This window comes from Pseudomonas sp. LBUM1668 (assembly GCF_059695715.1).
Genome location: NZ_CP166787.1, coordinates 5,011,646 through 5,027,926, shown reverse-complemented (window position 1 = coordinate 5,027,926; position 16,281 = coordinate 5,011,646). Strand labels below are relative to the sequence as shown.

Genomic DNA, 16,281 nt, shown 5'->3' with positions numbered 1-16,281 from the left:
GGCGATCCTTCAGAGACTGGGGGAAATTCGAGGTCGCCATTATGGCCGCTCGCCCGCCTGACGCAAACCTCGGAGCGCGCCTGTTGAGTCTGAATAAAGTGCGTATAATCCGCCGCCATGACTCGAACTCGATCTCCCCGTACCAAGAAAAAACCACCTTCCAAGGGCCTGCGCCCATGGATGGGTTGGGCCATTAAACTCAGTCTGGTCGGCCTTGTAGTGCTGGCCGGCTTTGCCGTTTACCTCGATGCCGTGGTGCAGGAGAAGTTCTCCGGCAAGCGCTGGACCATCCCGGCCAAGGTATACGCGCGCCCGCTTGAGCTGTTCGTCGGACAGAAGCTCAGCAAGGAAGATTTCCTCACCGAACTCGACGCACTCGGCTATCGCCGCGAAGCCGTGAGCAATGGCCCCGGCGCTGCCGCAGTTTCCGGAAACACCGTCGACCTGAATACCCGTGGCTTCCAGTTCTATGAAGGGCTTGAGAAGGCACAACCTGTGCGTGTGCGCTTCTCGGGCGATTACGTGGCCGAGTTGTCGGCGACCAACGGTTCGAAACTGTCCGTGGTACGTCTGGAGCCGGTTCTGATCGGCGGGATTTATCCGAAGAACCTCGAAGACCGCATCCTGATCAAACTGGATCAGGTGCCGCCGTATCTGCTGGAAACCTTGGTCGCCGTCGAAGACCGGGACTTCTACAGCCACTGGGGCGTGTCGCCGAAGTCGATTGCCCGGGCGATCTGGGTCAACACCTCTGGCGGCAAGATGACTCAGGGCGGCAGTACGCTGACCCAGCAGTTGGTGAAAAACTTCTACCTGACCAACGAACGCAGCCTGAGCCGCAAGCTCACTGAAGCAATGATGGCGATGTTGCTGGAACTGCATTACGACAAGAAGGAAATCCTTGAGGCGTACCTCAACGAAGTCTTTGTCGGTCAGGATGGTCAGCGCGCCGTGCACGGTTTTGGTCTGGCCAGTCAGTTCTTCTTCGGTCAGCCATTGTCCGAGCTGAAACTGCATCAGGTCGCGATGCTGGTCGGCATGGTCAAAGGCCCGTCCTATTACAACCCGCGTCGCAATCCTGAGCGTGCGCTGGAACGTCGCAATCTGGTGCTCGACGTGCTTGAGCAGCAAGGCGTAGCGACTGCCGAGCAAGTTGCCGCGGCGAAGAACATGCCTCTGGGTGTAACCACTCGCGGCAAACTGGCCGATAGCTCCTTCCCGGGCTTTATCGACCTGGTCAAACGTCAACTGCGCGAAGACTATCGCGACGAAGACTTGACTGAAGAAGGCCTGCGGATCTTCACAAGTTTTGACCCCATCCTGCAGATGAAGGCCGAGGCGTCGGTCAACGACACCTTCAAGCGTCTGGCCGGTCGCAAGGGCTCCGATGACGTCGAAGCGGCGATGGTCGTGACCAATCCGGAGACCGGCGAAGTCCAGGCCATGATCGGCAGTCGCCAGGCCAGTTATGCCGGTTTCAACCGGGCACTGGATGCCGTGCGGCCGATCGGCTCGTTGATCAAACCGGCGGTTTATCTGACCGCGCTGGAGAAACCGAGCCAGTACACACTGACCAGTTGGCTGTCGGATGATCCGTTGTCGGTCAAAGGCGCGAACGGTCAAGTCTGGAAGCCGCAGAACTATGATCGTCGTTCCCACGGCACCGTGTTCCTGTATCAGGGGCTGGCGCATTCCTACAACCTCTCGACCTCGCGCCTGGGTCTGGAAGTGGGCGTGCCGAATGTCCTCAAGACGCTGGCCCGTCTGGGTGTGACCCGCGAGTTCCCGGCGTTCCCGTCGATGTTGCTGGGGGCGGGCGCGATGACGCCGATGGAAGTGGCGACCATGTACCAGACGCTGGCCAATGGTGGTTTCAATACGCCGATGCGCGGCATTCGCAGCGTACTGACTGCCGAAGGCGAGCCGCTCAAGCGCTATCCGTTCCAGATCGAGCAGCGGTTTGATCCGGCGTCGATCTATCTGATCCAGAACGCCATGCAGCGTGTGATGCGCGAGGGTACCGGCAGCTCGGTTTACAACGTGTTGCCGAAGACTTTGACGCTGGCCGGCAAGACCGGTACCAGTAACGATTCGCGCGACAGCTGGTTCGCAGGTTTCAGTCAGGACTTGCTGGCAGTGGTCTGGCTGGGCCGTGATGACAACGGCAAGACGCCGTTCACCGGTGCGACCGGTGCGTTGCAGGTCTGGAGCAGTTTCATGCGCAAGGCCGATCCGCTGCCGCTGGACATGCCGCAGCCGGACAACGTCGTGCAGGCATGGGTTGATTCGCGTACCGGGCAAGGTTCTGACGCCAACTGCCCGGGTGCGGTGCAGATGCCGTATATTCGCGGCAGCGAACCACCACCCGGCGCTGCGTGTGCAAGCGAGACGCCTGCATCTGGCGAGTCGGTGATGGATTGGGTCAAGGGCTGGATGAATTAAGCAAAGAGGGTTTCAAGTGAACAAGTGGTTGATTCCAGCGGTGACCGCCGTGGCTTTGCTCAGCGGCTGCTCTACCGTTCAGCGTGGTTCGATCCCAGTGGTGGATTCGGGCTCAGCCGTGTCCAACAGCGAACGCATTTCCGCCAATGGCGGTTTCCGTCAGACGACGGTCAAGCGTCCTGTGCAGGGCCAGCCTCAAGCCATCCCGCAAGGCGATACCGGCGTCGTAGTAATGGTGCCGGGCGGTGGCGCGACAACGTCGGCACCGATCAGCGCTGCGCCAATTGTGCCGGGCCCGGCATCCGGCGGCATTACGTCGGGGCCATACAACCCGTCGCCAGTAGAGTCGGCGCCGATCAACTCCGGCAGCTACAGCATGCCTTCGACACCGAGCGGCATTCCTTCGGCCAGCAGTGGCGGTGGGTTGTCGGCGGACGAGCAACTGGATGGTCCGGTGCTTGCCTTGCTGACGACGGCTCAACAGCAACAGGCCGGTGGCGACCTCAACGGTGCGTCGTCGAGCCTTGAGCGCGCGCAGCGTGTTGCGCCGCGTGAGCCGCAAGTGCTCTATCGTCTGGCTCAGGTGCGCATGGCTCAAGGCGATGCGCCGCAGGCCGAGCAGTTCGCCCGTCGTGCGTTGACCATGGCCAATGGTCGTCCGGATTTGCAGGCCAATCTGTGGGAAATCATCGCTCAGTCCCGTGAGAAACAAGGTGATTCCGCCGGCGCTGCCCTGGCCCGTCAAAAGGCCAAGGTAACGCTGTGATGGATGCACGTTTCCCGAAAATCGCCGATCAGTTATTGCTGATCGAGCGTGAGCTGCGTACGCAGGGCTGGTGGGATGAGGTTTCGCCGTCGGCCGAAGCATTGAGCAGTGTCGAGCCGTTTTCGGTCGACACGCTCGATTTCGAGCAGTGGCTGCAATGGATCTTCCTGCCCCGCATGAAGATGATCCTTGAACAGGATCTGCCGCTGCCGAACGCCTCGGGTATTCAGGAAATGGCGGAAATGGTCTTCGCTCAGCGCAACGTTCAGGGACGGGATCGTCAACTGCAGGTGCTGCTCAAAGAGTTTGACCTGCTGATCACCGCTTCACGCTGAAGAACGCTGACGCTGTCTTTTGCTGGAACGGTGCTCTTGAACGCTGACACCGGCTCCCTGCAGGAGCTGCCGCAGGCTGCGATCTTTTGATCTTTAAACTCAAGATCAAAAGATCGCAGCCTCGTTTCACTCGAATGCTCCTACAGTTTTCTACTGGCAGTTCTCCGCAATTTGTTTCTGCGCTTCGACAATGCGCTCCTGTCGTTGTGCATCATCCAGCCGCCGCAATTTCCCCCCGACTTCCTCTCGCAAACGCGGATTGTTCTGCAATTGCGCAAGGTTCGTCCGTGCCTGCTCACAAAATGCCTTGAGCTGCGCCTGTTGGTCGTCGACCTGCTTTTTGACCTTGTCGTCGATGGCTTTCTGATCGCCCAGCACACCGCTGCCTGGCATTGCTGCAGGTTTTGCCGGTGGTGACGAGTGCGTCTGTACGGTGGTGGATGGTTGGCCCGGCGGAGGTTGCGCATCGAAGTGCGTAACACCTTGGGCATCGACCCATTTGTAGATCTGAGCGGCTGTGCACCATGGGCTGAGGCCGATCAGCAGGGTTAACAGAAGCATTCGCATGCTGATTCCTTGGCAAAATTGCGCAATTGACGCTAACAGAGTAGCCGTTTTCAGGTTTTTTCTTGCGTTCTCATGTGCTTACCCACAATTAACCACACAGACGACTTGACTTGGAGAGGGCGAAACAGAAGAATCCAAAGTCCGCTGTAGAGGGACTGCCAGAAGCAGACCCACTCGGTAGATCATGAGGCGCACACCCGCGCCGACCTGTTACACCCGCAACGCGTTACCTCGCGCTGGGTGGGAAAGGCCCGCAACACTTGGGACGATCCCAATACTTGCTCAGTCAGTGCTGACGTAGTCGGCGACCACCGTCGCTCATGCTCTGCCGAGAAGTAAACCTATTAAGACCCGTCCCATTTTTCGTGGGCGGTATTCTGGCGTTTTAGAGGTGAACAACGTGGAGCTTTTATCTGGCGGTGAGATGCTCGTCCGCTTCTTGCGTGACGAAGGCGTCAAATATATCTACGGGTACCCGGGTGGTGCTCTCCTGCATGTTTACGATGCCCTGTTCAAAGAACCGGAAGTGACTCACATCCTGGTTCGTCACGAACAAGCGGCAACCCATATGGCTGACGGCTACGCCCGTGCCACCGGTAAAGCCGGCGTGGTATTGGTGACTTCCGGTCCAGGCGCCACAAACGCCATCACCGGTATTGCCACTGCCTATATGGACTCGATTCCAATGGTGATCATTTCCGGTCAGGTGCCAAGCACCATGGTCGGCACCGACGCGTTCCAGGAAACCGACATGATCGGTATCTCCCGGCCGATCGTGAAGCACAGCTTCATGATCAAGCACGCTTCGGAAATCCCGGAAGTCATGAAGAAGGCCTTCTACCTGGCGCAATCCGGTCGTCCGGGCCCGGTCGTGGTCGATATCCCGAAAGACATGACCAACCCGGCCGAGAAGTTCGAATACATCTTCCCGAAAAAAGCCAAGCTGCGTTCCTACAGCCCGGCCGTTCGTGGCCACTCCGGGCAAATCCGCAAGGCAGCAGAAATGCTTCTGGCGGCCAAGCGCCCGGTGTTGTACTCCGGCGGCGGCGTCATTCTGGGCAACGGTTCCGCTCCGCTGACCGAACTGGCGAAAATGCTCAACCTGCCGGTGACCAACACGTTGATGGGCCTGGGTGGTTTCCCAGGCACCGATCGTCAGTTCATCGGCATGCTCGGCATGCACGGCAGCTACACCGCCAACCTGGCGATGCACCATGCCGACGTGATCCTGGCGGTTGGCGCACGTTTCGATGACCGAGTGATCAATGGCCCGGCGAAGTTCTGCCCGAATGCCAAGATCATTCACATCGACATCGACCCGGCTTCGATTTCCAAGACCATCAAGGCCGACGTGCCTATCGTTGGTCCGGTGGAAAGCGTCCTGACCGAAATGGTCGCGATCCTCAAGGAAATCGGCGAGACCCCGAACAAGGAGTCCGTGGCCAGTTGGTGGAAGCAGGTTGATGAATGGCGCGGTGATCGCGGCCTGTTCCCTTACGACAAGGGCGACGGCAGCCAAATCAAGCCGCAGACCGTTATCGAAACCCTGTGCGAAGTGACCAAGGGCGATGCCTATATCACCTCCGATGTGGGTCAGCACCAGATGTTCGCTGCGCAGTACTACACGTTCAACAAGCCGAATCGCTGGATCAACTCCGGTGGTCTGGGCACCATGGGCTTCGGCTTTCCCGCAGCCATGGGCATCAAGTTGAGCTTCCCGGACGACGACGTTGCCTGCGTCACCGGCGAAGGCAGTATCCAGATGAACATCCAGGAACTGTCGACCTGCCTGCAATATGGCTTGCCAGTGAAAATCGTCATCCTGAACAACGGTGTTCTGGGGATGGTTCGTCAGTGGCAGGACATGAGCTATGGCAGCCGTCACTCGCATTCCTACATGGAATCGCTGCCTGACTTCGTCAAGCTGGCTGAAGCTTATGGCCACGTCGGCGTACGCATCACCGAATCGAAAGATCTGAAGTCGAAGATGGCAGAAGCGTTCGCCATGAAAGATCGTCTGGTGATCATCGATGTTTCGGTTGATACCAGCGAGCACGTCTACCCGATGCAGATCAAAGACGGCTCCATGCGCGATATGTGGCTGAGCAAGACGGAGCGTACTTAATCATGCGGCACATTATTTCCTTGCTTCTGGAAAACGAACCCGGCGCTTTGTCTCGCGTAGTCGGCCTGTTCTCGCAGCGCAACTACAACATCGAAAGCCTGACCGTGGCCCCGACCGAAGACCCGACCCTGTCGCGTCTGACGCTGACCACTGTGGGTCATGATGAAGTCATCGAGCAGATCACCAAAAACCTGAACAAGCTGATCGAAGTGGTCAAGCTGGTGGACCTGTCGGAAAGTGCTCACATCGAGCGCGAACTGATGCTGGTCAAGGTCAAGGCCACTGGCGCCCAGCGCGCCGAGATCAAACGCACCACCGATATTTACCGTGGACAGATCGTCGATGTCAGCGCGAGCGTGTATACCGTTCAATTGACCGGTACCAGCGACAAGCTCGACAGCTTCATTCAGTCCATCGGCACCGCATCGATTCTGGAGACCGTCCGTAGTGGCGTAACCGGTATTGCCCGCGGCGACAAAGTACTCAGCATCTAAACCAAATTAGTGAATGGCCTGAACGGCCTGGATATATAGGGGAATTTCATGAAAGTTTATTACGAAAAAGACTGCGACCTGTCGATCATCCAGGGCAAGAAAGTTGCCATCATCGGTTACGGTTCCCAGGGCCACGCCCAGGCGTGCAACCTGAAAGACTCCGGTGTCGACGTTACCGTCGGTCTGCGTAAAGGTTCGGCCACCGTTGCCAAAGCCGAAGCTCACGGCCTGAAAGTGACCGACGTTGCTTCCGCTGTTGCTGCTGCCGACCTGGTCATGATTCTGACCCCGGACGAGTTCCAGTCTGCTCTGTACAAGAACGAAATCGAGCCGAACATCAAGAAAGGCGCCACCCTGGCCTTCTCCCACGGTTTCGCGATCCACTACAACCAGGTTGTTCCGCGCGCCGACCTCGACGTGATCATGATCGCGCCGAAGGCCCCGGGCCACACCGTACGTTCCGAGTTCGTGAAAGGCGGCGGTATTCCTGACCTGATCGCGATCTACCAGGACGCTTCCGGCAACGCCAAAAACGTTGCACTGTCCTACGCTGCAGGCGTTGGTGGCGGTCGTACCGGCATCATCGAAACCACCTTCAAGGACGAGACTGAAACCGACCTGTTCGGCGAGCAAGCCGTTCTGTGTGGCGGTACCGTTGAACTGGTAAAAGCCGGTTTCGAAACTCTGGTTGAAGCTGGCTATGCGCCGGAAATGGCCTACTTCGAGTGCCTGCACGAACTGAAACTGATCGTTGACCTCATGTACGAAGGCGGTATCGCCAACATGAACTACTCGATCTCCAATAACGCCGAATACGGCGAGTACGTGACCGGCCCGGAAGTGATCAACGCCGAATCCCGTCAGGCCATGCGCAACGCCCTGAAACGTATTCAGGACGGCGAATACGCCAAAATGTTCATCAGCGAAGGCGCAACCGGCTACCCTTCGATGACCGCCAAGCGTCGTAACAACGCCGCTCACGGTATCGAAATCATCGGCGAGCAATTGCGCTCCATGATGCCGTGGATCGGTGCCAACAAGATCGTCGACAAAGCCAAAAACTAAGTCGTCGTCCCTTGTACGAAAAACGCGGCCTCGGCCGCGTTTTTTCGTTTGGGTCGGTGGTTCTGGTATAAAGCTGCATCGTTTGTGGCCGAACCGTCGTCCACAGGCATCTGTCGAATTTTTCCAAACCGTTGCAAGGTAATGTCCATGAGCGAACGTCCCGAAGAGCCGAACAAGGCTTCAGACGCCGAAAGCCTGCTGCCCATCGATGAGCACATCGAAGAAGGGCATGACGCAGAAGGTCGTAAAGTCCGGCATCGTGGTATCTATCTGCTGCCGAATCTGTTCACCACCGCAAACCTGTTTGCCGGGTTTTACTCCATCATCAACTCGATGAGCGCTCAGGCGGCCTTGAGCGCTGGCGATTCCGTCAACGCGAGCAAGTATTTCGCGTTCGCCGCAATCGCGATTTTTGTCGCGATGGTGCTGGACGGCCTCGATGGTCGTGTCGCGCGCATGACCAACACGCAAAGTGCCTTCGGCGCCGAGTATGACTCGCTGTCCGACATGGTCGCCTTCGGTGTAGCGCCTGCGTTGCTGGCCTTCGGCTGGGCGCTAGGTGACATGGGCAAGGTCGGCTGGATGGTCGCCTTCATCTATGTAGCGGGCGCAGCGTTGCGTTTGGCGCGTTTCAACACTCAGGTGGGGACAGCGGACAAACGCTACTTCATCGGTCTGGCCAGTCCGGCAGCTGCCGGTGTGGTGGCAGGCATTGTCTGGGCGTTCAGCGATTACGGCATCCAGGGTTCGAAGATGTCGTTTCTGGTCGCACTGATGGTGGCGGCTGCCGGCATGCTGATGGTCAGCAACATCAAGTACAACAGCTTCAAGGAGCTGGATTTGAAAGGTCGCGTGCCTTTCGTGGCGATCCTCGCGGTAGTGCTGGTGTTCGCTGTCGTATTCAGCGATCCACCGCGCATTCTGCTGCTGGTGTTCCTCGCTTATGCGGCTTCCGGCCCAATCCAGTATCTGTTGCATCTTCGTCGTCACAAAAACGCCGAGTGATGTAATTTCCAGCATACTCCGCAGTCTATGGGTGCATCTGTCCTCCAAAGCTGCGGAGTTGCCATGCTCATCAAAATCCCCAAAGCGTCTGACTGCCATGAGTCGGACGTCACGTCTGAATCCATCTATCTGTCTCGCCGCCAGCTGCTCGGAGCCACCGCGGCCGGCATCGCCGTGAGCAGTCTTCCGCGCTGGGCCAGTGCTGACGATGCGGCGCGATATGCCGATGTCGAACCTGGCAAGGCGCCCGCCTGGTTTACCGAAAAACTCCCCTCTACTAAATGGGGGGCGGTAAACGTCAAGGATGAGGCGATCACGCCTTTTAAGGACGCGACTCACTACAACAACTTCTATGAGTTCGGCACCGACAAGGGTGATCCGGCCGCTAATGCCGGTTCGCTGAAAACCGAGCCGTGGAGTGTGGTGGTGGACGGGGAGGTGGGTAAGCCGGGGCGTTATGCGCTGGAAGACTTCATGAAACCGTACCAGTTGGAGGAGCGTATCTATCGTCTGCGCTGTGTCGAGGCCTGGTCGATGGTCATTCCGTGGATCGGGTTTCCCATCGCGGCGCTGCTCAAGCAGGTCGAGCCGACCTCCAATGCCAAGTACATTCGGTTTGAAACCCTGCAGGATCCGAAAAGCATGCCCGGGCAGCGCTCCGGCTTCGCACTGATCGACTGGCCTTATATAGAAGGCTTGCGTCTGGATGAGGCGATGAATCCGTTGGCGATCCTCGCGGTGGGCATGTATGGGCGCGAGCTACCGAATCAGAACGGAGCACCTCTGCGGCTGGTGGTGCCATGGAAGTATGGCTTCAAAAGCGTCAAATCCATCGTGCGTATCAGTCTGGTCAGTGAGCAACCGAAAACGACGTGGCAAAGCATTGCGGCGGACGAATACGGCTTCTATGCAAATGTGAACCCGACAGTCGATCATCCGCGCTGGACGCAAGCGCGCGAGCGGAGGCTGCCGAACAGTCTGTTCAAGCCGAATGTGCGCGATACACAGATGTTCAACGGCTACTCGGATGAAGTCGCTTCTTTATATACAGGGCTCGATCTACGGAAGAACTACTGATGCGATATCCGGTCTGGCGGGTGGGTGTTTTCATTGCCGCAGCGATCTGGCCATTGCTGTGGTTTTATCAGGCTTTCGCAGATCTGCTTGGGCCGGATCCTGGCAAGGTGCTGGTTGATAGGCTGGGCCTTGGCACGTTGGTGTTGCTGTTGATCACCTTGAGCATGACGCCTTTGCAGAAACTGACCGGTTGGGCGGGGTGGATTGCTGTTCGGCGACAGTTGGGCCTTTGGTGTTTTGCCTATGTGGTTTTGCACCTTTGCAGCTATATGGCTTTCATCCTGGGGTTCGACTGGTCTCAACTGGGTGTTGAGTTGCGCAAGCGGCCTTACATTATTGTCGGTGCGCTGGGGTTCCTCGGATTGTTGGCGTTAGCGGTGACCTCCAATCGCTACAGTCAGCGCCGTTTAGGTGTTCGCTGGAAGAAGCTGCATCGGCTGGTCTATGTGATTCTTGGGTTGGGTCTTCTGCATATGCTGTGGATCGCGCGTGCTGATCTTAAGGAATGGGCGATCTATGCCTTTATAGGTGGGCTGCTTCTATTGCTGCGTGTCCCTTCGGTTGCTCGTCGAATCCCACGTTTAGTGCCCAAAAAGCAGGTTCTGCAACAAAAGTGAAATTAACGGTTGACGGCAGATTCCAGACGTCTATAATTCGCCCCACTTCCGGCGCAGTCGAAACGGAAAACTCCTTGAGATTCAAAGAGTTAAGTAGGTTTCGAGAGCGGGTCGCTTCAGTTCATCGAAGCCTGGAAGGAGTTGAAAGAGCGGTGATGTTTGGCTCTTTTAACGGTTCGATCTTCTCGGTCGAAAGCGGAGAAAAAGAGGTGTTGACAATAGCGAGTAACGCTGTAGAATTCGCCTCCCGCTAACGAGAGATCGGAAGCGCAAGTGGTTGAAGTTGTTGAAGAATTCTTCGAAAACTTCTGAAAATAATCACTTGACAGCAAATGAGGCTGCTGTAGAATGCGCGCCTCGGTTGAGACGAAAGATCTTAACCAACCGCTCTTTAACAACTGAATCAAGCAATTCGTGTGGGTGCTTGTGGAGTCAGACTGATAGTCAACAAGATTATCAGCATCACAAGTTACTCCGCGAGAAATCAAAGATGTAACCAACGATTGCTGAGCCAAGTTTAGGGTTTCTTAAAAACCCAAAGATGTTTGAACTGAAGAGTTTGATCATGGCTCAGATTGAACGCTGGCGGCAGGCCTAACACATGCAAGTCGAGCGGATGACAGGAGCTTGCTCCTGAATTCAGCGGCGGACGGGTGAGTAATGCCTAGGAATCTGCCTGGTAGTGGGGGACAACGTTTCGAAAGGAACGCTAATACCGCATACGTCCTACGGGAGAAAGCAGGGGACCTTCGGGCCTTGCGCTATCAGATGAGCCTAGGTCGGATTAGCTAGTTGGTGAGGTAATGGCTCACCAAGGCGACGATCCGTAACTGGTCTGAGAGGATGATCAGTCACACTGGAACTGAGACACGGTCCAGACTCCTACGGGAGGCAGCAGTGGGGAATATTGGACAATGGGCGAAAGCCTGATCCAGCCATGCCGCGTGTGTGAAGAAGGTCTTCGGATTGTAAAGCACTTTAAGTTGGGAGGAAGGGCATTAACCTAATACGTTAGTGTTTTGACGTTACCGACAGAATAAGCACCGGCTAACTCTGTGCCAGCAGCCGCGGTAATACAGAGGGTGCAAGCGTTAATCGGAATTACTGGGCGTAAAGCGCGCGTAGGTGGTTTGTTAAGTTGGATGTGAAATCCCCGGGCTCAACCTGGGAACTGCATTCAAAACTGACAAGCTAGAGTATGGTAGAGGGTGGTGGAATTTCCTGTGTAGCGGTGAAATGCGTAGATATAGGAAGGAACACCAGTGGCGAAGGCGACCACCTGGACTGATACTGACACTGAGGTGCGAAAGCGTGGGGAGCAAACAGGATTAGATACCCTGGTAGTCCACGCCGTAAACGATGTCAACTAGCCGTTGGGAGCCTTGAGCTCTTAGTGGCGCAGCTAACGCATTAAGTTGACCGCCTGGGGAGTACGGCCGCAAGGTTAAAACTCAAATGAATTGACGGGGGCCCGCACAAGCGGTGGAGCATGTGGTTTAATTCGAAGCAACGCGAAGAACCTTACCAGGCCTTGACATCCAATGAACTTTCCAGAGATGGATTGGTGCCTTCGGGAACATTGAGACAGGTGCTGCATGGCTGTCGTCAGCTCGTGTCGTGAGATGTTGGGTTAAGTCCCGTAACGAGCGCAACCCTTGTCCTTAGTTACCAGCACGTAATGGTGGGCACTCTAAGGAGACTGCCGGTGACAAACCGGAGGAAGGTGGGGATGACGTCAAGTCATCATGGCCCTTACGGCCTGGGCTACACACGTGCTACAATGGTCGGTACAAAGGGTTGCCAAGCCGCGAGGTGGAGCTAATCCCATAAAACCGATCGTAGTCCGGATCGCAGTCTGCAACTCGACTGCGTGAAGTCGGAATCGCTAGTAATCGTGAATCAGAATGTCACGGTGAATACGTTCCCGGGCCTTGTACACACCGCCCGTCACACCATGGGAGTGGGTTGCACCAGAAGTAGCTAGTCTAACCTTCGGGAGGACGGTTACCACGGTGTGATTCATGACTGGGGTGAAGTCGTAACAAGGTAGCCGTAGGGGAACCTGCGGCTGGATCACCTCCTTAATCGACGACATCAGCTGCTCCATGAGCTCCCACACGAATTGCTTGATTCATTGAAGAAGACGATAGAAGCAGCTTTAAGCTCCAAGCTGATAGCTCTGAGCTAACAGTTACAAGCTCGAAATTGGGTCTGTAGCTCAGTTGGTTAGAGCGCACCCCTGATAAGGGTGAGGTCGGCAGTTCGAATCTGCCCAGACCCACCAATTTTGTTATGGGGCCATAGCTCAGCTGGGAGAGCGCCTGCCTTGCACGCAGGAGGTCAGCGGTTCGATCCCGCTTGGCTCCACCATAAACTGCTTCGAAAGTTTAAGAGTTTAGAAATGAATATTCGCATTGAATATTGATTTCTAGTCTTTTGATTAGATCGTTCTTTAAAAATTTGGGTATGTGATAGAAAGATAGACTGAACGTTACTTTCACTGGTAACGGATCAGGCTAAGGTAAAATTTGTGAGTTACTCTGAATTGAGTATTATCGAATTTTCGGCGAATGTCGTCTTCACAGTATAACCAGATTGCTTGGGGTTATATGGTCAAGTGAAGAAGCGCATACGGTGGATGCCTTGGCAGTCAGAGGCGATGAAAGACGTGGTAGCCTGCGAAAAGCTTCGGGGAGTCGGCAAACAGACTTTGATCCGGAGATGTCTGAATGGGGGAACCCAGCCATCATAAGATGGTTATCTTGTACTGAATACATAGGTGCAAGAGGCGAACCAGGGGAACTGAAACATCTAAGTACCCTGAGGAAAAGAAATCAACCGAGATTCCCTTAGTAGTGGCGAGCGAACGGGGACTAGCCCTTAAGTGGCTTTGAGATTAGCGGAACGCTCTGGAAAGTGCGGCCATAGTGGGTGATAGCCCTGTACGCGAAAATCTCTTGGTCATGAAATCGAGTAGGACGGAGCACGAGAAACTTTGTCTGAATATGGGGGGACCATCCTCCAAGGCTAAATACTACTGACTGACCGATAGTGAACTAGTACCGTGAGGGAAAGGCGAAAAGAACCCCGGAGAGGGGAGTGAAATAGATCCTGAAACCGTATGCGTACAAGCAGTGGGAGCAGACTTTGTTCTGTGACTGCGTACCTTTTGTATAATGGGTCAGCGACTTATTTTCAGTGGCGAGCTTAACCGAATAGGGGAGGCGTAGCGAAAGCGAGTCTTAATAGGGCGTCTAGTCGCTGGGAATAGACCCGAAACCGGGCGATCTATCCATGGGCAGGTTGAAGGTTGGGTAACACTAACTGGAGGACCGAACCGACTACCGTTGAAAAGTTAGCGGATGACCTGTGGATCGGAGTGAAAGGCTAATCAAGCTCGGAGATAGCTGGTTCTCCTCGAAAGCTATTTAGGTAGCGCCTCATGTATCACTGTAGGGGGTAGAGCACTGTTTCGGCTAGGGGGTCATCCCGACTTACCAAACCGATGCAAACTCCGAATACCTACAAGTGCCGAGCATGGGAGACACACGGCGGGTGCTAACGTCCGTCGTGAAAAGGGAAACAACCCAGACCGTCAGCTAAGGTCCCAAAGTTATGGTTAAGTGGGAAACGATGTGGGAAGGCTTAGACAGCTAGGAGGTTGGCTTAGAAGCAGCCACCCTTTAAAGAAAGCGTAATAGCTCACTAGTCGAGTCGGCCTGCGCGGAAGATGTAACGGGGCTCAAACCATACACCGAAGCTACGGGTATCATCTTAGGATGATGCGGTAGAGGAGCGTTCTGTAAGCCTGTGAAGGTGAGTTGAGAAGCTTGCTGGAGGTATCAGAAGTGCGAATGCTGACATGAGTAACGACAATGGGTGTGAAAAACACCCACGCCGAAAGACCAAGGTTTCCTGCGCAACGTTAATCGACGCAGGGTTAGTCGGTCCCTAAGGCGAGGCTGAAAAGCGTAGTCGATGGAAAACAGGTTAATATTCCTGTACTTCTGGTTATTGCGATGGAGGGACGGAGAAGGCTAGGCCAGCTTGGCGTTGGTTGTCCAAGTTTAAGGTGGTAGGCTGGAATCTTAGGTAAATCCGGGATTCTAAGGCCGAGAGCTGATGACGAGTCATCTTTTAGATGACGAAGTGGTTGATGCCATGCTTCCAAGAAAAGCTTCTAAGCTTCAGGTAACCAGGAACCGTACCCCAAACCGACACAGGTGGTTGGGTAGAGAATACCAAGGCGCTTGAGAGAACTCGGGTGAAGGAACTAGGCAAAATGGCACCGTAACTTCGGGAGAAGGTGCGCCGGTGAGGGTGAAGGACTTGCTCCGTAAGCTCATGCCGGTCGAAGATACCAGGCCGCTGCGACTGTTTATTAAAAACACAGCACTCTGCAAACACGAAAGTGGACGTATAGGGTGTGACGCCTGCCCGGTGCCGGAAGGTTAATTGATGGGGTTAGCTAACGCGAAGCTCTTGATCGAAGCCCCGGTAAACGGCGGCCGTAACTATAACGGTCCTAAGGTAGCGAAATTCCTTGTCGGGTAAGTTCCGACCTGCACGAATGGCGTAACGATGGCGGCGCTGTCTCCACCCGAGACTCAGTGAAATTGAAATCGCTGTGAAGATGCAGTGTATCCGCGGCTAGACGGAAAGACCCCGTGAACCTTTACTATAGCTTTGCACTGGACTTTGAATTTGCTTGTGTAGGATAGGTGGGAGGCTTTGAAGCGTGGACGCCAGTTCGCGTGGAGCCAACCTTGAAATACCACCCTGGCAACTTTGAGGTTCTAACTCAGGTCCGTTATCCGGATCGAGGACAGTGTATGGTGGGTAGTTTGACTGGGGCGGTCTCCTCCTAAAGAGTAACGGAGGAGTACGAAGGTGCGCTCAGACCGGTCGGAAATCGGTCGTAGAGTATAAAGGCAAAAGCGCGCTTGACTGCGAGACAGACACGTCGAGCAGGTACGAAAGTAGGTCTTAGTGATCCGGTGGTTCTGTATGGAAGGGCCATCGCTCAACGGATAAAAGGTACTCCGGGGATAACAGGCTGATACCGCCCAAGAGTTCATATCGACGGCGGTGTTTGGCACCTCGATGTCGGCTCATCACATCCTGGGGCTGAAGCCGGTCCCAAGGGTATGGCTGTTCGCCATTTAAAGTGGTACGCGAGCTGGGTTTAGAACGTCGTGAGACAGTTCGGTCCCTATCTGCCGTGGACGTTTGAGATTTGAGAGGGGCTGCTCCTAGTACGAGAGGACCGGAGTGGACGAACCTCTGGTGTTCCGGTTGTCACGCCAGTGGCATTGCCGGGTAGCTATGTTCGGGAAAGATAACCGCTGAAAGCATCTAAGCGGGAAACTTGCCTCAAGATGAGATCTCACTGGAACCTTGAGTTCCCTGAAGGGCCGTCGAAGACTACGACGTTGATAGGTTGGGTGTGTAAGCGCTGTGAGGCGTTGAGCTAACCAATACTAATTGCCCGTGAGGCTTGACCATATAACACCCAAGCAATTTGACTACTCGAAAGAGCATCAGATTGCGGTGTGTGAAGACGAAACGAACCGAAAGTTCGATGTTCACAAAACACCGAAAGCTATCACATACCCAATTTGCTGAAGCGAGGCCAACTGGTCACGACTCAGTACCCGAATTTCTTGACGACCATAGAGCGTTGGAACCACCTGATCCCATCCCGAACTCAGCAGTGAAACGATGCATCGCCGATGGTAGTGTGGGGTTTCCCCATGTGAGAGTAGGTCATCGTCAAGATTAAATTCCG

The 16,281-nt window shown here is 55.3% G+C and carries 10 protein-coding genes, 2 tRNA genes and 3 rRNA genes; 14 read left to right on the top strand and 1 reads right to left on the bottom strand.

The window, feature by feature from the left end; translation table 11 throughout:
- The first annotated feature begins 117 nt into the window (after nt 1-117).
- From mrcB to ACA061_RS22575, 3 genes are read left to right on the top strand one after another with little or no spacing between them, the layout of a single operon-like run.
- Nucleotides 118-2,442, top strand: coding sequence for a penicillin-binding protein 1B (gene mrcB, locus ACA061_RS22585; protein ID WP_150602244.1), 2,325 nt, complete (start codon nt 118-120; stop codon nt 2,440-2,442).
- Nucleotides 2,443-2,458: 16 nt separating this feature from the next.
- Nucleotides 2,459-3,208: a tetratricopeptide repeat protein gene (locus ACA061_RS22580; RefSeq protein WP_210554927.1), complete on the top strand. Its 750-nt coding sequence runs from the start codon at nt 2,459-2,461 to the stop codon at nt 3,206-3,208.
- The gene (locus tag ACA061_RS22575) at nt 3,208-3,543 is read left to right on the top strand and encodes a YqcC family protein (protein ID WP_150595353.1); all 336 of its coding nucleotides are present in this window, start codon (nt 3,208-3,210) and stop codon (nt 3,541-3,543) included. Before ACA061_RS22580 ends, ACA061_RS22575 begins: the two co-directional genes overlap by 1 nt.
- Before the next feature lie 150 nt (nt 3,544-3,693).
- On the opposite strand, the gene ACA061_RS22570 is transcribed toward ACA061_RS22575, so the two are convergent.
- Nucleotides 3,694-4,110 carry a DUF4124 domain-containing protein gene (locus ACA061_RS22570; protein WP_150617399.1) on the bottom strand — a complete coding sequence of 139 codons (417 nt, stop codon included), beginning with the start codon at nt 4,108-4,110 and terminating at the stop codon, nt 3,694-3,696.
- A gap of 400 nt (nt 4,111-4,510) precedes the next feature.
- Here ACA061_RS22570 and ACA061_RS22565 point away from each other — a divergent pair, with 400 nt between their 5' ends.
- The 11 genes from ACA061_RS22565 to rrf all read left to right on the top strand — a co-directional run bounded on the left by ACA061_RS22565 (nt 4,511) and on the right by rrf (nt 16,271).
- Complete coding sequence (locus ACA061_RS22565; RefSeq protein ID WP_150602247.1) at nt 4,511-6,235, top strand: acetolactate synthase 3 large subunit; 1,725 nt, start codon at nt 4,511-4,513, stop codon at nt 6,233-6,235.
- A gap of 2 nt (nt 6,236-6,237) precedes the next feature.
- Nucleotides 6,238-6,729 (top strand): acetolactate synthase small subunit, encoded by a 492-nt coding sequence (gene ilvN, locus ACA061_RS22560; RefSeq protein WP_003176102.1) that lies wholly within the window; start codon nt 6,238-6,240, stop codon nt 6,727-6,729.
- Nucleotides 6,730-6,777: 48 nt separating this feature from the next.
- Nucleotides 6,778-7,794 (top strand): ketol-acid reductoisomerase, encoded by a 1,017-nt coding sequence (gene ilvC, locus ACA061_RS22555; RefSeq protein WP_007948647.1) that lies wholly within the window; start codon nt 6,778-6,780, stop codon nt 7,792-7,794.
- A 147-nt stretch (nt 7,795-7,941) separates the two neighbouring features.
- A complete protein-coding gene (pssA, locus tag ACA061_RS22550; protein WP_042561080.1) occupies nt 7,942-8,799 on the top strand; it encodes a CDP-diacylglycerol--serine O-phosphatidyltransferase in 858 nt (285 codons plus the stop codon).
- 63 nt (nt 8,800-8,862) lie between these two features.
- Entirely contained in the window at nt 8,863-9,876 is a 1,014-nt protein-coding gene (gene msrP, locus ACA061_RS22545) for a protein-methionine-sulfoxide reductase catalytic subunit MsrP (RefSeq protein WP_210554929.1), read from the top strand.
- Nucleotides 9,876-10,493 (top strand): protein-methionine-sulfoxide reductase heme-binding subunit MsrQ, encoded by a 618-nt coding sequence (gene msrQ, locus ACA061_RS22540; protein ID WP_497300073.1) that lies wholly within the window; start codon nt 9,876-9,878, stop codon nt 10,491-10,493. The genes msrP and msrQ overlap by 1 nt, the downstream gene beginning before the upstream one ends.
- 547 nt (nt 10,494-11,040) lie before the next feature.
- Nucleotides 11,041-12,577 (top strand): 16S ribosomal RNA (locus tag ACA061_RS22535).
- A 123-nt stretch (nt 12,578-12,700) separates the two neighbouring features.
- Nucleotides 12,701-12,777: transfer RNA gene (locus ACA061_RS22530), tRNA-Ile, on the top strand.
- Nucleotides 12,778-12,787: 10 nt separating this feature from the next.
- Nucleotides 12,788-12,863 (top strand) — tRNA-Ala (locus ACA061_RS22525).
- Between the two features lie 241 nt (nt 12,864-13,104).
- Nucleotides 13,105-15,998: ribosomal RNA gene (locus ACA061_RS22520) — 23S ribosomal RNA — on the top strand.
- 157 nt (nt 15,999-16,155) lie between these two features.
- Nucleotides 16,156-16,271: ribosomal RNA gene (gene rrf, locus ACA061_RS22515) — 5S ribosomal RNA — on the top strand.
- The 16S, 23S and 5S rRNA genes sit together here with 2 tRNA genes alongside, the layout of an rRNA operon.
- Nucleotides 16,272-16,281: the final 10 nt, after the last annotated feature.

Excerpts from the sequence above, each read along its gene's own strand:
- mrcB (WP_150602244.1), top strand. The coding sequence starts at position 118 with ATGACTCGAACTCGATCTCCCCGTACCAAGAAAAAACCACCTTCCAAG.
- ACA061_RS22575 (WP_150595353.1), top strand. The coding sequence starts at position 3,208 with ATGGATGCACGTTTCCCGAAAATCGCCGATCAGTTATTGCTGATCGAG.
- ACA061_RS22570 (WP_150617399.1), bottom strand. The coding sequence starts at position 4,110 with ATGCGAATGCTTCTGTTAACCCTGCTGATCGGCCTCAGCCCATGGTGC.
- ilvN (WP_003176102.1), top strand. The coding sequence starts at position 6,238 with ATGCGGCACATTATTTCCTTGCTTCTGGAAAACGAACCCGGCGCTTTG.
- ilvC (WP_007948647.1), top strand. The coding sequence starts at position 6,778 with ATGAAAGTTTATTACGAAAAAGACTGCGACCTGTCGATCATCCAGGGC.
- pssA (WP_042561080.1), top strand. The coding sequence starts at position 7,942 with ATGAGCGAACGTCCCGAAGAGCCGAACAAGGCTTCAGACGCCGAAAGC.
- msrP (WP_210554929.1), top strand. The coding sequence starts at position 8,863 with ATGCTCATCAAAATCCCCAAAGCGTCTGACTGCCATGAGTCGGACGTC.
- msrQ (WP_497300073.1), top strand. The coding sequence starts at position 9,876 with ATGCGATATCCGGTCTGGCGGGTGGGTGTTTTCATTGCCGCAGCGATC.